Origin of the sequence: Rothia sp. HMSC071B01 (assembly GCF_001808945.1) — a bacterium.
GTDB lineage: Bacteria > Actinomycetota > Actinomycetes > Actinomycetales > Micrococcaceae > Rothia.
On record NZ_KV795070.1, the window covers coordinates 206,269 to 222,243 of the forward strand.

The following is a 15,975-nucleotide window of genomic DNA, read 5'->3' on the forward strand; positions in this document are numbered from 1 at the left end:
GTTCACCCGAGGTGAGGAGTCGCTGTGAAGCGCCTCCGGTCACCGATATCAGAGAACCGTTATTCTGTGCCTACTTCCGACCTTTGGGCGCAGGAGTCACACGACGATTCATCACACTCACTCACGAAAATAGGTGACCATGTTTTCCACGCAGCGAACTGCTCGCGGCGCGGCGCTAGTAGCGTCTGCCGCCCTCGGTTTGGGCGGCTCCGTCGCGCCTGCAACTCTGGCCCCTGCCACCTTTGCCTCTGCCGCTCACGCGCAGACTCAGCAGACCCCGAAGCCTGAACTTCCCATCGCCGTTGCCACCGATGTGGTTAGCCACGACATTACCCTGGACCTGGTTGCTCAGAGCAATGACTACACCCTGCTGTCGTTGACCGGTGTAACCTCTTTGGAGAATCTGAGGGTTCGCCTGGTCGCTATTTCCGTTGACGATGGTATCGTGGCGGCGATGACCGTGCCTGCCTCCCAGATGACTGCCTCTCTGAACGATGAGGGTGCGCTAGAGGTCAGTATTCACCAGCGCCTGAACGTTGAGCAGCCGTACATGGTTGAGGTGCAGAACCTGAGCACCAAGGATGCTATTTCGGTTGAGTTCATGCCTGAACAGGGCGCGACCGTTGACGAGATTCTGGCGAGCCGCCAGAACATTTTCTTCCCTGACACCCCAGGCGTTCCCCGTGCTAACCGCGTGGAGGCGAATCCCACCCCCGAGGTGTCCCTGAGCCCCAGTGCATCCCCGAGCGCCGCGAAGGATAGCCCGCGCCCGACGGTCGCCCCGGTACCTTCTGAAGCGCCGTCTGCATCGCAGAAAGTTTCGGCTCGTCCTTCTGCGAGTGCATCTGCTAGCGCCTCGGTGAGTGCGTCTGCCAGTGCTTCTGCTTCGGTGAGTTCTTCTACCGATGATGCGGCACCCGCTGAGGTGACCGAGGATCGTCTGCTGGTGCACTCCCGCTCCGATCGGGCTCCCGCGGAGACCCGTGAGGCGACCCTGGAAATTTCTACCGCAGAGCTGCGCGGATCGGATGAGCTGCAGCCGATTAGCGTGCGCGCTAGGAACGTGGCGGAGAGCGGCCTGGGCTATGACGTGATGGTCTTTGAAATGCCTGCTGACGGCGGTGCCGTGGGTTCACCGCTGGCGACCACGCATGTGAGCCCTCAGCAGGTGACTGATGCTTCTTTCTCTGCTGATTTGAAGGTTCCCGGTACCTCTTTGCATGCGGGTAAGCGCTACCGTGTGGTTGTGGTGGGTGGTAACTCCACTGAGGAGCTGCAGCTCATGGCGACCAGTGCTTTTGGTGTGAGCGTGATTCAGCGTGCGGTTCCTGTTGATCCGGCTCCGAAGCCTACGAATACTGTTGTTCACCCGCAGGTCCCGATGATTTCTGATGCGAATCAGCGTGTGAGCCCTTCGGCCCCTTCGGGTCGCGTGAGCACTGTGGATTCTTCAGGTGCCTCTGCGGATGCTCAAGATTTGGTGACTGATTCTGTTGCTAAGATCCCGTCGGTGGATAGCGCTCTGGGCTATATTGTGCAGGCGCAGCAGTCGGCGCGTGCGATTACCGCGCAGGCTCGTAATTCTGTGGCTGAGACTGCGGTGGTTCCTTCGACGATGGTGATGTCTGGTTATGCGGTGATGTTGCCGGGGCGTACCGTGGTGAACCTGTTGGGTTACCAGTCTGCTGAGGGGGAGACGGTGACTGTTGCTTCGCCTCAGGAGAATGTGGGTGCTGCAGGTTCGGGTAGTTTCTATACGCGTAGCTCGAAGTCGCGCGGTGATTCTGCCGGTTCGAAGCTGGAGGCGAGCGCTCAGGATAATGGCCCGCTGCCGGAGGGTACCTTGCCGCTGAGTATTGCTCTGCTGGGTTCGGTTGCCTTTGTGGGTACTGCTGTTGCGGTTAATGTGTATCGTCGCCGCCTTGAGGGTGCTGAGGAACTGGGTGCTGAGTAGTTCAGCTATTTGCCGCTTAGCGCTGTGAGGCGTGGCTCTCTGTAGGGGAGTTGTTGAGTGGGAGGCGCTCTGTCGGGTGCGTGCCGTGTGGGTGCGTGTTCGGTGGGGCGCCTTCTGCGTGCCCGGATGTTTGACTCTATTGCGCGGTGGTCTGGTGCGCCTTGGGGCGGTGTAATAATCTCTTTTTGGTGCACTCTGGAGAATATATTTTGACATTCGAATTTTGCGTTATTTATATCTCAGTAAAGTAATTAATTCCCTTTTATTTCGGTAATTATTGCGACATAAAGTTTTAGCACATGAATGCAATGCAACATTAAGTGCAATATCCGTGTTAGGCTAGGGTGTAACCGACGTACTGGTGCGCAAATACTTGGATAGAAACACCGGCTTGTGGTGAGCCTTCCCTAGTCCACGCTTTGCGCCTACATCGATCGAAATGGCGCACATGACTATCACTCGACTTCCGAAACGCATTCATGCTCTTTCGCTTGCCGCCGCTTTAGGTGCAAGCGCTTTTGTGCTTCCTGGCGCCTCCGCAGTAGAGGCTGAAGCAATTAACGTGAATGATTGCCTGGCGGCTTTGGTTAATAGCGAATTTAATTCAAGCTGCCCCTACGAAGACCTCGAAATTGAGGTCGATACCATTGAGATTCAGATTCAGTCCATCAAGGACGGTCAGGCAACCATTAAGCTCGCCCCCCTCTATGAGGGCGGCTACGTGGGCGATGCCTCTAGGGTGTACCTGGTAATGCAGTACTACGGCACCACCGGCACGGTGCTCGGATCTGATACCTACGAGCCGTCCGCACTGCAGGTTGAGCGTGCTGACGACGGCTCCATGCTGGTCACCTTTGAGATGCCGCAGATGCCCCAGGAAGGCTACTACTCCATGAGTGTCATGGACCTGGTGACCTCCGATGCGGGCTACGGCGAATTCATGATCTCTGAGGGCTCTCTCGTGCCGCATACTATCCCGGTAGAGGACGACTCTGACGAGGTAATGGTGGATAAGAAGGAAACTGCCCACCAGGTGCCGACCATTGACGAGCTGAAGACGATGGAAAAGCTCCGTGAAGAGGAGCAGAAGAACCAGCAGGCTGCAGATCAGAAGGGTAGCAGGGATAAGGTTAAGACTGAGGCGCCTTCCGAGTCTGCTGAAAACCCGAACTCCGAAACCCACACGCAGAAGCTGGAGCAGATCCCCGGCGGATCGACCTCTTCTCGCGATATTCAGACCCTGAGCGCTACGGAACTGAAGGTTGCGTATGCTGAGGTTCGCTCCGATAAGGAAACCAAGCCGGTGACTATCAGTGCAGCGCGTCTGGCTGCGAATGCGGCTGGCTACGACCTGATTGTGGTTGAAACCGACATGAGTGGCAACCATAAGGGTGATGCGCTGTCCATTACGCACATCAGCTCTGATCGCATTGTGAATGGCGCGTTCAAAGAAGAGATTGGCATGCCCGGCTCTCTGCTGAAGACCGGCTCGGTGTACACCGCCTACCTGGTGCGTGCGGACGATACTGAGTATGCGGAAGAAGTTGTCTCGGTGCGATTCAAGGTCAGTGGCGAGGCGACCGGCAACTCAACCTCCTTGACGAAAGATGAGTCGCCTCGCCAGGATGCAAGCGCATCGCTCACGCCCAGCGCCAATGCGGCCGAGGCGACCGGTGCCACTCAGGGTAGCCCCTCGGCTGCTACTAGCGCCGTCTCCAATAACGCCGTCTCGACTCGTTCTGACGCAACCCAGTCGGGCTCGGGTCAGTCTGCCGCGAGCGCGCCCCGCTCCACCCTGGATGCGGTGAGCGCCATGTCCAAGGCTAAGGAAGCGAAGGCTGAGCGTCAGCGTCAGGCTCTGCAGACTTTGGCTCAGGCGCGCACGATGAGCCCGCGTTCGGCTTTTGAACCGACCCGCACTAACCAGATTTCGGCGTATAGCTCGGGTTCTGACCCGGCGTCTATTGCTGTTGCCGCAAACCTGGACGCTCTGACCGATGAAGAAAAGGCGGCTTCGTCGAAATCCGGTAATGGTAATAAGGGTTTTACTCCCGTCATTCACTCGGAGCCTAACACTCGTTCCGCTGCGGTGCACTCGAACACCACCCAGGTGTACTCGAACGCTGACCGTCAGGACGGCGTGAAGGCTGCGGTTTCCACTGCGGCTCCTGCGAGTGAAGAGGTTGCTCAGCACGGTGTTGCCTTCTGGGCTCTTGGTGGCGTTGGTTTGGCGCTCGTGGTTGGTGCCGCCTGGATGGCTCACCGCCGCGGTTTCTTGGGCGGCTAATGCGCTAGTCAGGCGTTTTCTGCCGGCCCTGTATAGTATGTTTTTCGTTTCATGAGGAATGCTCGCCCCCGCTATCTGTAGGTGCAGATAGCGGGGGCGAGTCGCGTGTTCAGGGTGTTCAAAAAAACTCTACCCTCGCGTGAATAAACCTTAAGGTTCGTGATAGGGTTGAAATAACCGATAAATAGATGCGAGCTATTGTCAGGTCTTCACCACCTGAAATACGAAGCGGAGCATGGTACGACGAATCCGGGTACATGACGCGCCCGAAGGGCTCCACGCGGCACGTGAAGAACAAGCAATAGTGCGCACATTTCCACCACGAAAAGACGCATTGCATGAGTATTTATTCAGCGAAGCACCGTATTGTCACCGCAACCATTTTGGCTGCGGGGCTTCAGTGCGGGCTTGTTGTACCCTCTGTCGCGGCGGAGGCACCCGTCACGACGCACTCTGCCGTGCAAAAAACCGCCACCCTGACCGCAACCCCGAACCAGGCTGAAGACAATCAGCAGGTGCAGGGCGCAGCCTCCACAATCACCATGAAGGCGCAGCTCAAGGACGGCAGCTACCTCCTGCGCTGGACGGGCTTCCCTGAGGGGCTGGAGGCTTCCAGCGTGCTGGTTGACGTGAACTTCTACACCCCTTCCGGTGAGTACGGTGGCTCCGTCCTGGAGAGCCCGACCCTAACTGAGGGAACCAAGGAGGGGGAGTTCCGCCTCCTGATGAGCCCGGCGACGGACTCGAACGTCGTGTACGTGATCGTTCTGGAGGATACCGCGCACGGTGTCTCCTACGAATTCTTTGTGACCGAGCAGGGCAACCGCCTGGTCCAGACCGCTGACCCGCGCAACGGCAAAGCAAAGCCCACCGAACCGCCGGTCGATATTGAGCGTGAAGAAGCAGAAACCGGCGAGGCGACTGCTCAGCCGACCCCCGAAGCGGTGAACCTGCCGTCGCCCACCGCTACGTCATCCACCGATACGAGCGATGACACGGTTCGCCGTACTGTAGATAACCCGCAGAACCATGATTCTGGGCAGTACGTTATCTCCGAAGACAACAGCGTGTACGATCCGATGAACCAGAGGGATGGCAAAGCGCACCTATCCATTCAGGATTCGCAGGGCGACTCTCAGGATGACACGAAGCCCGTCACGGTCCGCGCCACGAACTTCCCCCGGAATGACAAGGGCTACGACCTGATTGTCATGGAAATCGACACCAACGGCAACACTGTTGGTGATGCGCTCGCCATTGTTCATGTTGGCCCGGAATCCATTTCTGCGGGCGCTTTCGAGGCTGTGATTGGCGTGCCCGGTGCGTCCCTGCAGATCGGTAAGACCTACCTGGTGGCGGCTTTCGACGCAGGCGATGATGGCAACCTTCAGCTCAATACGGTGCGTTTTACGGTGACCCAGGCGTCTGCCGAGAATGGTGGCTCGTCATCTAATTCTTCCTCTAAGGACGAGGGTAACCCAGCTGTGGAGTCTTCCGCCTCTCCTTCGACTGCCTCTGAGACTGCGAACGCATCCGGCGCGAAGGCACCCGCTGCGGGTTCTACGTCTAAGACCCGCGGTATTCAGGCTGATACCGCTATGGCTCCGGGTACTAATGACGCCACGATTTCTGTTCCGCGCCCCTCGGGTGGTTCCGCTACCGAGTCTTCCTCGGCTCTTGGGTACCGCACCGGGGAGGCGCAGCCTGTTCGGGTTGCGACCCCCGATTCTAACCTACCTTCGGGTACTGATTCGGCGGCGCAGTCTCGCCGTGCCGCGATTCTGAACGGTTCTTCCTCTCAGGTTCGTACTGATCCCGGATCGCCGAATGGTGTGAAGGCAACGGAGGCGCAGATTACCCACAACATGGATAAGAGCTCGCCGCTTCTGCCGATTTTGGTGACCCTGGGTGGCGGTCTGATTCTTGGTGCTCTGGGCATGTCACGCATGCATACCTCGAAGAAGGATTAGTCGCGTAGGGGGTGGGGGAGTAGCGGCCCCTGTTGCCTGTTGAGGGGGTATTGCCCTGTCGGTGTGCTGTGGGATGGTTTGTCACAAAACGGTTTCTTGGAACCTGATGTTGAGAAATACTCACGCTATCGATATAGTAAGCCTGTCCTAACAGTGTCGATAGTATGGATACACACCAATGAAGATTTTCACATCTGGCACCCGCCTCTCCAAGGGAGCCTGCGCCCTCGCTGTCGCTGGCGCTGTCGCCCTGCCCCTGGCACCCGTTCTCGCCGAGAACATTAATATCGCTGCCCAGAACGTTGCCGCACAGAACGTCGCTGCAGGCGACCAGGCAACTGCAGGCGCGTCCTTCGGCTGGGGCGTGCGCGCCTCCTTCCTGTCCTACAACGGTATGCCCCGCGAAATGACCGACGGCGCAGCCTGGGACGCAACTGCAAAGCAGTTCACCTTCACCCCGACCTCCACCACCGTCTCTGAAGACGGCAAGCAGGTCACCCTGCAGGCTGCCGGCCGCCTCTGGTTCACCGGCCACTGCGCCGAAGGTCAAGACCCCGAAACTGGTTGCGCCCTGAACCTCACCTTCTCCAACCCCCGCGTGGAACTGAACCTTGCTGACGGCACCGGCTCCCTCTACATGACCGTGCGCACCAAAAACTACGCCTCCGGCAAGTTCGAGGGCCCCATGGAAGTCAAGATGGCGACCCTGAGCACCGGCACCGCCAAGCAGAGCGAGAAGGACGGTGTGGTCAGCATCAGCGGCATCTCCGCGAACCTGACCGCCGACGGTAACCACGCCTTCTCCGACTTCTACAACGAAGGCGCTAGCCTCGACCCGCTGAGCATCTCCTACAACGGTAGCGCAGCTAACACCCCCAAGAGCGCCTACAGCGTCGCCGAGTCTTACAACACCGGCGCGGGCGTGAACCTGCCCCAGAACACCGCACGTCTGGGCCAGAACCACATCGTGCACGTGGCACCCCCGAGCTTCGGCGGCGACACCACCTACACCGTGCTGACCAGCTCCAACCTGAAGATGACCGACACCGGCGTACTGAAGGCCAACAAGGGCGTTTTCGCCGTGGATGCTGACGGCAACCGCATGCTCGTCATCAACAGCGAGACCAACAAGCCCGAGCTGTACACCGTAACCGCTGAAGGTAAGCTCGTCTCCTCCGGCACCTACTCCGACGTAGACCTCGGCACCACCACCGTCAAGGCAATCGGCTACAACCCCGCCAACAACACCTGGGGTATCGTCAGCATTGACGGCCAGGGCGGCGGCAAGCTCACCATCATTGACGCATCCGGCAAGGCAACCTCGCAGGCTCTGCCGAAGCCCGACTCGATCGACCCGCAGGTTGTGAACGCCTACTCGCTCGACGAGTACTACGGCGACTCGTTCTCCAACAACACCGTGACCCTCGCACCGCTGCCCGACGGCAGCTTCGTGTACGCGCCGTCGACTTCCATCTACGATGCGGCCGGCGAAAAGGCGGTTCAGAAGGGTCACCTGCTGCACATGAGCAGCAACGGCGTGTCCCTGGTGCCGAACTCTTCACCCGCAGGCTACGACACCGCCCTGCCCTCGACCCTGGTCAGCCCCAAGGGCTACATTTACCGTTGGAACAACTGGTACGGCGGTAAGGTGCAGATCCTCAAGTACGAGAACGGCACTTTCAGCGTGGTCCGTGAGTCCGCAACTCTTGAGGGCTTCGAGAAGACCGAGGTTGCCACCATGTTCCTGACCCGTGCGGGCAACGTGGTTGTGGTGGACGCATCCGGCTCCCGCCTGGTGTTCATGGATGAGACCCTGAACAAGGTGAACGAGGTGGTGCTCTCCTCGATGCGCAAGACCGACAAGAGCGGCGGCTACAACGCTCTCGAGCTGCCCAACGGCGATATTATCTACCCGACCAGCTTCGAGAACCCGAACACCTACGAGGATCAGCTGTGGCTGAACCGCCTGGCAGCGAACTCGGCACCGACCCCGGCACCCGAGCCGACCAAGGCACCTGAGCCGACCGTTGCTCCCACCGTAGCTCCGACCGTGGCACCGACTGCTGAGCCGACTGCCGCGCCTTCTGCTGAGCCTACCGTCACTGCGGAGCCGACTGTTGCTCCGACCGAGGCACCGACCGCAGAGCCCACTAAGTCTGCTGAGCCGACTGTCGCGCCCACCGTGGCACCGACTGCAGAGCCTAGCAAGACTGCAGAACCGACCGTGGCACCGACCGAGGTTCCCTCTGCAACTGCTGAGCCGACCGTCGAGCCCTCGGCAACTGCAGAGCCTAGCGTGACCGCAGAACCTTCTGCAGAGCCGACTATGGAGCCTTCCGCAACCGCTGAGCCTTCCGCAACCGCCGAGCCCACCGCAGTGCCTTCGGAGGAGCCCACCTCGCCGTCTCTGCCGACCGCATCCGTGGCACCTTCTGTAGCACCTTCTGCAACCCCGAGCGCATCGGTGAGCGCTTCCCCGACCGCGGTTCCGAGCGTTCCCGCCGTGACCCCCTCGGTGAGCGCGTCTGCAACGGCGTCCGCTAGTGCGTCTGCTTCTTCGAGCGCGTCTGCGAGCGCGTCGAGCTCCGCAAGCAGCTCCAGCAGCGCTTCGGCGACCGCATCGGCTAGCGAGTCTGCATCTGCGAGTGCATCCGCGTCCGCGAGCGCTTCCGCAAGTGAGTCTGCATCCGCGAGCGCTTCCGCTTCTGAGAGCAGCACCGCTAACCAGAACGCAGCCGGCCACAAGGGCGGCTCCAACGGCGGTTCTGATGCTGGTTCTGGTGCCTCCGACAACTTGGGTGTGAGCGGCTCCAATGGCGGTTCCTCTAACGGTGGTTCTTCCGCAGGTGGTTCCTCGACCTCCGGTAGCTCCTCCTCGAAGCTGGCACAGACCGGCGCATCCGGCGCTATGTTCGCCGCAGCAGCTGGTGCTATCACCCTGGCTGCGGGTACCGCACTGGTCGTGGCTCGCCGCCGCAAGAGCTAAAATTTAGCCTTCGTGCAACACCCCGCTTCGCCACTCGTGTTCATGAGTGGGGGAGCGGGGTGTTCCTTTCATACAATGGAAATATGACTATTCTGAATGTAATCGCAACTTCGCACGGCACTGACTCGGTCGCCGGTCGTGAAGCTATCACGCTGATTCGTGAGCAGATCAAGTTCCTGCTTGCCCAGCGTAACGATGGTATGGAGTACCGTGTTCACGCCGCATACGTGGATGTGGAATCTCCCAGCGTTGATGACGCCGCAGCCTCCCTGCCTAAGGATGAGCCCTGCGTTATTGTGCCGATTCTGCTGTCGACTGGCTTCCACACTCAGGTGGATTTGCGCCGTGCCGCACGCAATAGCGGTATTGAGCGTATTAGTATTGGTGAGTCTCTGGGCCCGGATGCGCGCCTTGCCGCGCTGACCCGCGCCCGTTTGGAGGAAGCTGGCTGGACTCCCGGCGACGGCCCTGTGGTTCAGGGTGCTGCCGGTTCTTCTCGTGCTGATGGTCGTGCGGACATGAGCCGTGCCGCTGAGCTGCTGGCTGAGGAGTTGCACGTTCCGGTGCATCACGGCTTCGTTGCCGCGATTGATCCGAAGTTCCACGAGGTGGTTGCTGAGCATCAGCCTAAGTTTGCCGCGACCTACCTGCTGGCGGAGGGGTTCTTCGCCGGTAAGATGCGCCGTGATGCTGAGTCGACCGGTGTGCCGGTGAAGGTTGCCGCGCCGCTGGTGAACGCGCAGGGTGGCGCTTCTGCTGCCGTGGTGGCGGAGTGCTTTATTGACCGCATGGATGCCGCTATTGCGCAGCTGGATGCCGCCTAGATGACTTAAAATCAGGCTAGTGCGCTCGCTGTTCACTCGCCTGATGAGAGGCTTCTGAAAACCCATACAAAAAACCTCGGGACGTTATGTTCCCGAGGTTTTTGTGTTGCTGTGTTTGAGAGCCGTAGACGGCTGAGCGTTTAGGCGGTCTTGAGGTAGACGTCGCCGTCGCGGACCTCTACGGGGTAGACCTTGATGGAGTAGGAGGGGTCAGAGACGCACTCGCCGGTGGTCAGGTCGTAGACCTCCTTGTAGAGGGGGGAGGTGATGGTGGGGTTGCCGTTCTTTTCACCGACGATGCCGCGTGCGAGGACCAGTGCCTGGCTGTGCGGGTCGAGGTGGTCGCCGGCGAAGATGCCGTGCTTGGTCTTGTAGATGGCGTACTGGTAGCCGTCGATCAGGGCGACTTCACCCCAGTTTTCTTCGAGGTCAGATTCGGCGCAGATGCGTACCCAGTTCTCAGCCATGGGGGTTTCCTTTCGAAGTGGTGGTCTGCGCCGCGCGGGGTGCAGGACACAATAGCGGTTCGTGTGTTCTTTGTTTGGAGTTTACCTTATGAAACCCACATTTGGAAATGGGGCACGCGGAGGGTGCTAAAGGTTATTTTTACCCTAAAAGATGATCTCAAATTTTATAGATTAGCCTTACCTAAATTAGGTTTAGATAAGGTAAGAATACCCTATTCCAGCCCGGTATTCCGCGGATTTTTTGGAAAATTTTCCCAAAAAATACGGATTTTCGATACTTCGACCCCGCGCTAGAGTGTACGATAAAAGTCGTAGTTTAAAACGCCTTTTGACTGCCTGAAGAAAACAACATAATCCCACACAAAAATGTTTCGTAATTTTCAGATGCATTCTAAAGAAGCGGGCGCTCCAACTACTCGGTACGCATCAGGTACGAGCCCAACGGTACGGAAACTAGGAGTTCCAATGCGGGGCACGATCCAGTCGCACACTGAGGGTAGATAAGTGCCATGAACTACCTGCATTACAACTAGGAAGGAAAATCCATGTCGCACACCCCCCGCAACATTCTCGTTGTCGGCGCAGGCCCCGCTGCGTGGCGTTTTGTACGCGCGTACCACGAAGGCGCTGAAGCTGCCGGTCGCGCAGCGGACACCATCACCGTCCTCAACGATGAGCCCTACATCCCCTACGACCGCGTTGCTATCGAGAAGATTTTCAAGGACACCGAGAAGGACCTGACCCTCGGTGACCCCGAACTGTGGAATGCAGAGAACATCAACCTGGTCAACAACTGCCACGCAGAGAAGCTTGACCGCACCCGCCGCGTCGTCACCGACACCGAGGGCAACGAGTACCCCTACGACGTACTGGTCTTCGCGACTGGTTCCCGCGCGGTTCGTATCCCCATTCTTAACTCGGACGCCGCACACGTCTTCCGCACCATTGACGACGTGAAGAACATGGTCTCCGAGGTTAACCGCCTGCAGGACACCCTCGGCCGCGCACCCCGCGGTATTGTCGTCGGTGGCGGTCTGCTCGGCCTCGAAGCAGCTGAGGGTCTGAAGGACCTGGGCGCAGAGCCCACCATTCTGGATGTGGCTCCCTGGTTGCTCTCCGTTGAGGTTGACCAGGGCGGCGGTTACGCCGTGAACGCCCAGATTAAGGCAACCGGCATTGAGATTGAGACCGGCGTGTACATCTCCGGCATCAACAAGGATGCTGACGGCAACGTCGTCTCCGTCTCCATCGCAGATTCTCCCTCTGAGGATGCAGAAATCCGCACCCTGCCCGCCGACATGGTGGTCTTCGGTGCCGGTATTCGCCCCAACGACGAGCTGGCACGCGACGCCGACCTGGCACTGGGCGAGCGCGGCGGTATTCTCGTCAACGACGCATGCCACTCCTCCGACGAGCACATTTGGGCTATCGGTGAGGTCGCCTGCGTGCTGGGCCGCACCTGGGGTCTGGTCGCACCGGCTAACGCTATGGCTGATGCTGTGGCAGCTAACCTGCTCAACGACAACGAAGAAGCTCAGGTTGAAGAGTTCGACATCGCAACCAAGCTGAAGTTCTCCGGCGTTCAGGTGGCTGGCTTCGGTGACCGCCGCGGCACCACCGAGGGCTGCCTCGAGGTTCTGTTCGCAGACCCCGCACGCGGTATGTACCAGAAGATCGTGACCAGCGGCGACGCAAAGACCCTGCTCGGTGGCGTGTTCGTCGGTGACACCGCTCCCTTCGACTCCCTCAAGCCCCTGCTCGGCCGCGAACTGCCCGCTGAACCGAACGTTTACCTGACCGCAGCTGGCGGCGGCGACGGCATCCCCGACACCGAACTGCCCGACGACGCAATCCTGTGTTCCTGCAACAACATCAGCTTCGGTGCTGTCCGCGAGGCAATCGTTGACGGCAACCACGATGTTGCATCCCTGAAGTCCTGCACCACCGCGGGTACCCAGTGCGGTTCCTGTGTTCCGATGCTACAGAAGACTCTGGAACAGCAGATGAAGAAGATGGGTCTGACCGTCTCCAAGGCACTGTGTGAGCACTTCGACTTCTCCCGTGCAGAGCTGGCTGAGGCTGTGCGTCTGACCAGCCTGGACGACTTCGACTCCGTTCTGGCACGCTTCGGCCGCGGTGGCGACGGCTGTGCTATCTGTAAGCCGACCGTTGCATCGATTCTTTCCTCCTTCCGCAACTCCTACGTCCTGGACGCAGGCCGCGGTGGTATTCAGGAGACCAACGACCGCGCACTGGCGAACATGCAGAAGAACGGTACCTACTCCGTCGTTCCGCGTATTCCCGCAGGTGAGATTCCCGCTAAGAAGCTGGGTGTCATCGCTGAGGTTGCTGAAGAGTTCGGCCTGTACGTGAAGATTACCGGTGCGCAGCGTATCGGTATGTTCGGTGCTCGCCTGGAGCAGCTGCCCTACATTTGGGAGCGTCTGGTGGATGCCGGCTTCGAGTCCGGTCAGGCATACGGTAAGTCCCTGCGTAACGTGAAGTCCTGCATGGGTTCGACCTGGTGCCGCTTCGGTGTTCAGGACTCCACCGGTATGGCAATTCAGCTGGAGAACCGTTACCGCGGTCTGCGTTCCCCGCACAAGTTCAAGTTCGGCGTTTCCGGTTGTAACCGTGAATGTGCTGAGGCGCAGGGTAAGGACGTTGGTCTGATTGCAACCACCAACGGCTGGAACCTGTACCTGGGCGGTAACGGTGGTGCAAACCCCGCTCACGGTCGCCTCTTCGTCAAGGACGCCTCCAGCGAGGACATCATCCGCTACATCGACCGCTACCTGATGTACTACATCCGTACCGCAGACAAGCTGCAGCGTACCGCTCGCTGGCTTGAGGACCTGGATGAGGAGCACGGCGACGGTCTGGCACACCTGCAGTCCGTCCTCATTGAGGACTCCCTGGGCGTGTGCGAGGACCTGGAGCGCGACATGCAGCGTCACGTTGACTCTTACGAGGACGAGTGGGCAGCAACCCTGCGTGACGAGCGCCGCCTGCGCCGCTTCCGTGCCTTCATCAACGAGCCCAACGGCAGCGACGAGGGTTCGCACCTGTACGTGCTGGAGCGCGAGCAGATTCGCCCCGCAACCCCCGAGGAAATTGCGGCGGCAGAAGCTGGCGAGTCCGACACCGTCCTGCTGACCGGTACCAAGATTCCCGTGGGTAAGCCCAGTGACCTCAACCCGGTCCCGGCAGCATAGTATGTGCCCGAAGATTCCTCCGTTCCCGCCCCGCGAGTTCGCCACTATCGACGAAGTACTCGCGGGCGGGGCGCCCGGGCACAGCCTGGACGATAGCGTGACGGAACGCGGCATTCTTCTGCCCGGCGAGCCTGCTGAGAACCCCGGCAAGGTCTACATTGTGGGTGGCGGCCCCGGTGCCGCTGACCTGCTGACCCTGCGTGCGGCACGTGCCCTGAGCGAGGCGGACGTGGTCCTTCTGGATCACCTCGCCCCGCAGGAGTACGGCGAGTACGCACCGAACGCCCTCATCGTTGATGTGGGCAAGGTTCCCGGTAAGCACGCTGTTCCGCAGTCCCGCATTCAGCAGCTCATGATTGATTACGCGCTCTCGGGTAAGACCGTGGTGCGTTTGAAGGGCGGCGACCCGTACGTGTACGGTCGCGGCGCTGAAGAGCTGGATGCGTGCATCGCCGCCGGCCTGGAGGCTGAGGTTATCCCCGGCATTACCAGCGCCATTGCGGTTCCTGCGCGTGCTGCGATTCCGGTGACCCTGCGTAAGGTATCCTCGATTTTCACCGTCATTTCTGGTCACTCCGGCCTGTCGGAGACCGAAGTGTCGGCGGTTGAGGCGACCCTGCGTGCCCAGGGCACCGTGGTGCTGCTGATGGGCGTTCGTACCCTGCCCGATACGGTGGCGTCTCTGCTCTCTCGTGGGATTGAGGCTGACACGCCGCTGGCAACCATTGAGAACGGTTTCTCTGAGAAGGAGCGCGTGACTGTCACGACCCTTGAGAACGCTCAGGTAGATTGCGCATCGGTTAAGGCGCCGGCTATTACCGTCATCGGTGAGGTCGTGCATTATGCTCGCGATAATCAGAACCGCTTTGTGAGCGAGGTTCACGAGCGTCTGCGTGAGCGTTCCACCTCCTAGAGGCGGTGCGCCAGATAGTATTGCACGGCCCCGCATCCTTGGTTTTCCTAGTTGCCAAGGGGCGGGGCTGTTGCTGTGCCGGGTTATATTGCTACGCCGGGAGCGCCGCGGAGCAAAAACAGCGGCACAAAAACATACGAAAGCGGGGCGGGTATCAGTTGATACCCGCCCCGCTTTCGTCAGGGGTGCTGCGCTCAAATCCTAATCTTGGAGTTTAGAGTCTCAGCGCCTAGATCTTGAAATCGCTGCTGCTACCGGAACTAGAGCTACCGGAGCCGCCACCACTGGACTTGCTTGCCGAAGCCGATGAGGAGGGACCCTCAAAGACCTGGCGGAATCGGTCGCTGTACTCCGACACGAAGTACTCGCGGCTGGTCACGCGCCACTTGCCCTCGGCGTACACCACATAGATAACGACATCCAGGGTGCTTGCCTTCTGAACCTCACCGGTGCCCTTCTGGTAGATGGTGTATTCCTTGACGACATCCCGGCAGGGGAACGCCACAACAGCCAAATCGGAAGAGGCAAGAGCCTTCGCATCGAGATCGTCACGGATGCTCAGCTTGCTCTCGTAGTCCTTAGTCCAACCGCCCGCAGCGTAGAGCTTAGCAATAGCCTTCAGGTTGTTGACCAGACCGCTGTCAGCGCCGTGGACCAGACCCTTGAGGTACTGCAGGTCGCCGTTGTACATCGCAGCGATGTACGCGCTCTGGTAAGCAGCCAGGGTCTTGTAGGCGCCCTCGAGACTGACGGTACGCTGAGCCACAGTATCAATGACCGGGATCGGAACGTTCTTCGCGGGGGAGGTGTCGGTCGGCTCAACATAGTGCGCAATGGCGGGCTTGTACTCGTACTTGACGTCGCCAATGTACTTCTTATAGTCCTTCAAGAATTCGTCGGACGGAATAATCTTCGCACTGTTACGGCTTGACGAGGACGAAGACGAAGCGGATGCCGAAGCCGAGGCAGACTCAGAAGGCGAGGCCGACGCAGACGCCGAGGGAGAGGCGCTCGGGGAGCCGGAGAAAGTGTCGCCGCTACCGGTGGGGCGAATATCCTTGTTGAAGGCGCATCCTGCTAGAGTCAAAGCACCGGCGGTCAGACCGCCAAAAAGAACGGCGCGGCGGGTCAATCCGTTTCGGTCGTTAGCAGAGAAGCTGGTGTGTGCACTCGGCCGGAAGGACATGGTATCTCCTGAAAGTGGTTGATCGAGGTAGCTCGCTTCACAACGCTGTGATGCGTACGAAAGGATCCGCCTCATCGTTTTTGTATGGTGCGCGGTACAGGGGGGGGGTACCGGGATACGGGTGTGCCGGAGCGTGAACTGCGGCGGTATGAAGTATCCACTTCTTACTATAG

General features: G+C 59.5%; 9 protein-coding genes. 7 read left to right on the plus strand and 2 right to left on the minus strand.

Translation table 11 applies throughout. From position 1 onward, the window contains the following. The first annotated feature begins 139 nt into the window (after nt 1–139). The 5 genes from HMPREF2527_RS02490 (at nt 140) to HMPREF2527_RS02510 (ending at nt 10,021) form a co-directional block, all read left to right on the plus strand. Nucleotides 140–1,954 (plus strand): propanediol dehydratase, encoded by a 1,815-nt coding sequence (locus HMPREF2527_RS02490; protein WP_070506117.1) that lies wholly within the window; start codon nt 140–142, stop codon nt 1,952–1,954. A gap of 448 nt (nt 1,955–2,402) precedes the next feature. Beyond that, nucleotides 2,403–4,241, plus strand: coding sequence for a hypothetical protein (locus HMPREF2527_RS02495; protein WP_246823917.1), 1,839 nt, complete (start codon nt 2,403–2,405; stop codon nt 4,239–4,241). Between the two features lie 338 nt (nt 4,242–4,579). Further along, entirely contained in the window at nt 4,580–6,211 is a 1,632-nt protein-coding gene (locus HMPREF2527_RS02500; RefSeq protein ID WP_070506121.1) for an enoyl-CoA hydratase, read from the plus strand. A gap of 178 nt (nt 6,212–6,389) precedes the next feature. Beyond that, a complete protein-coding gene (locus HMPREF2527_RS02505) occupies nt 6,390–9,197 on the plus strand; it encodes an HtaA domain-containing protein (RefSeq protein WP_070506124.1) in 2,808 nt (935 codons plus the stop codon). A gap of 83 nt (nt 9,198–9,280) precedes the next feature. Beyond that, nucleotides 9,281–10,021 (plus strand): sirohydrochlorin chelatase, encoded by a 741-nt coding sequence (locus tag HMPREF2527_RS02510; RefSeq protein WP_210390353.1) that lies wholly within the window; start codon nt 9,281–9,283, stop codon nt 10,019–10,021. Between the two features lie 140 nt (nt 10,022–10,161). On the opposite strand, the gene nirD is transcribed toward HMPREF2527_RS02510, so the two are convergent. Then, nucleotides 10,162–10,488, minus strand: coding sequence for a nitrite reductase small subunit NirD (nirD, locus tag HMPREF2527_RS02515; RefSeq protein WP_070506128.1), 327 nt, complete (start codon nt 10,486–10,488; stop codon nt 10,162–10,164). A gap of 545 nt (nt 10,489–11,033) precedes the next feature. Here nirD and nirB point away from each other — a divergent pair. Beyond that, nucleotides 11,034–13,703, plus strand: coding sequence for a nitrite reductase large subunit NirB (gene nirB, locus HMPREF2527_RS02520; protein WP_070506130.1), 2,670 nt, complete (start codon nt 11,034–11,036; stop codon nt 13,701–13,703). 1 nt (nt 13,704) lies between these two features. Then, nucleotides 13,705–14,616 (plus strand): uroporphyrinogen-III C-methyltransferase, encoded by a 912-nt coding sequence (cobA, locus tag HMPREF2527_RS02525; protein WP_049352392.1) that lies wholly within the window; start codon nt 13,705–13,707, stop codon nt 14,614–14,616. Between the two features lie 229 nt (nt 14,617–14,845). Here cobA and HMPREF2527_RS02530 read toward each other — a convergent pair whose 3' ends face one another. Then, complete coding sequence (locus tag HMPREF2527_RS02530; protein WP_070506132.1) at nt 14,846–15,802, minus strand: DUF6318 family protein; 957 nt, start codon at nt 15,800–15,802, stop codon at nt 14,846–14,848. Nucleotides 15,803–15,975 lie beyond the last annotated feature (173 nt).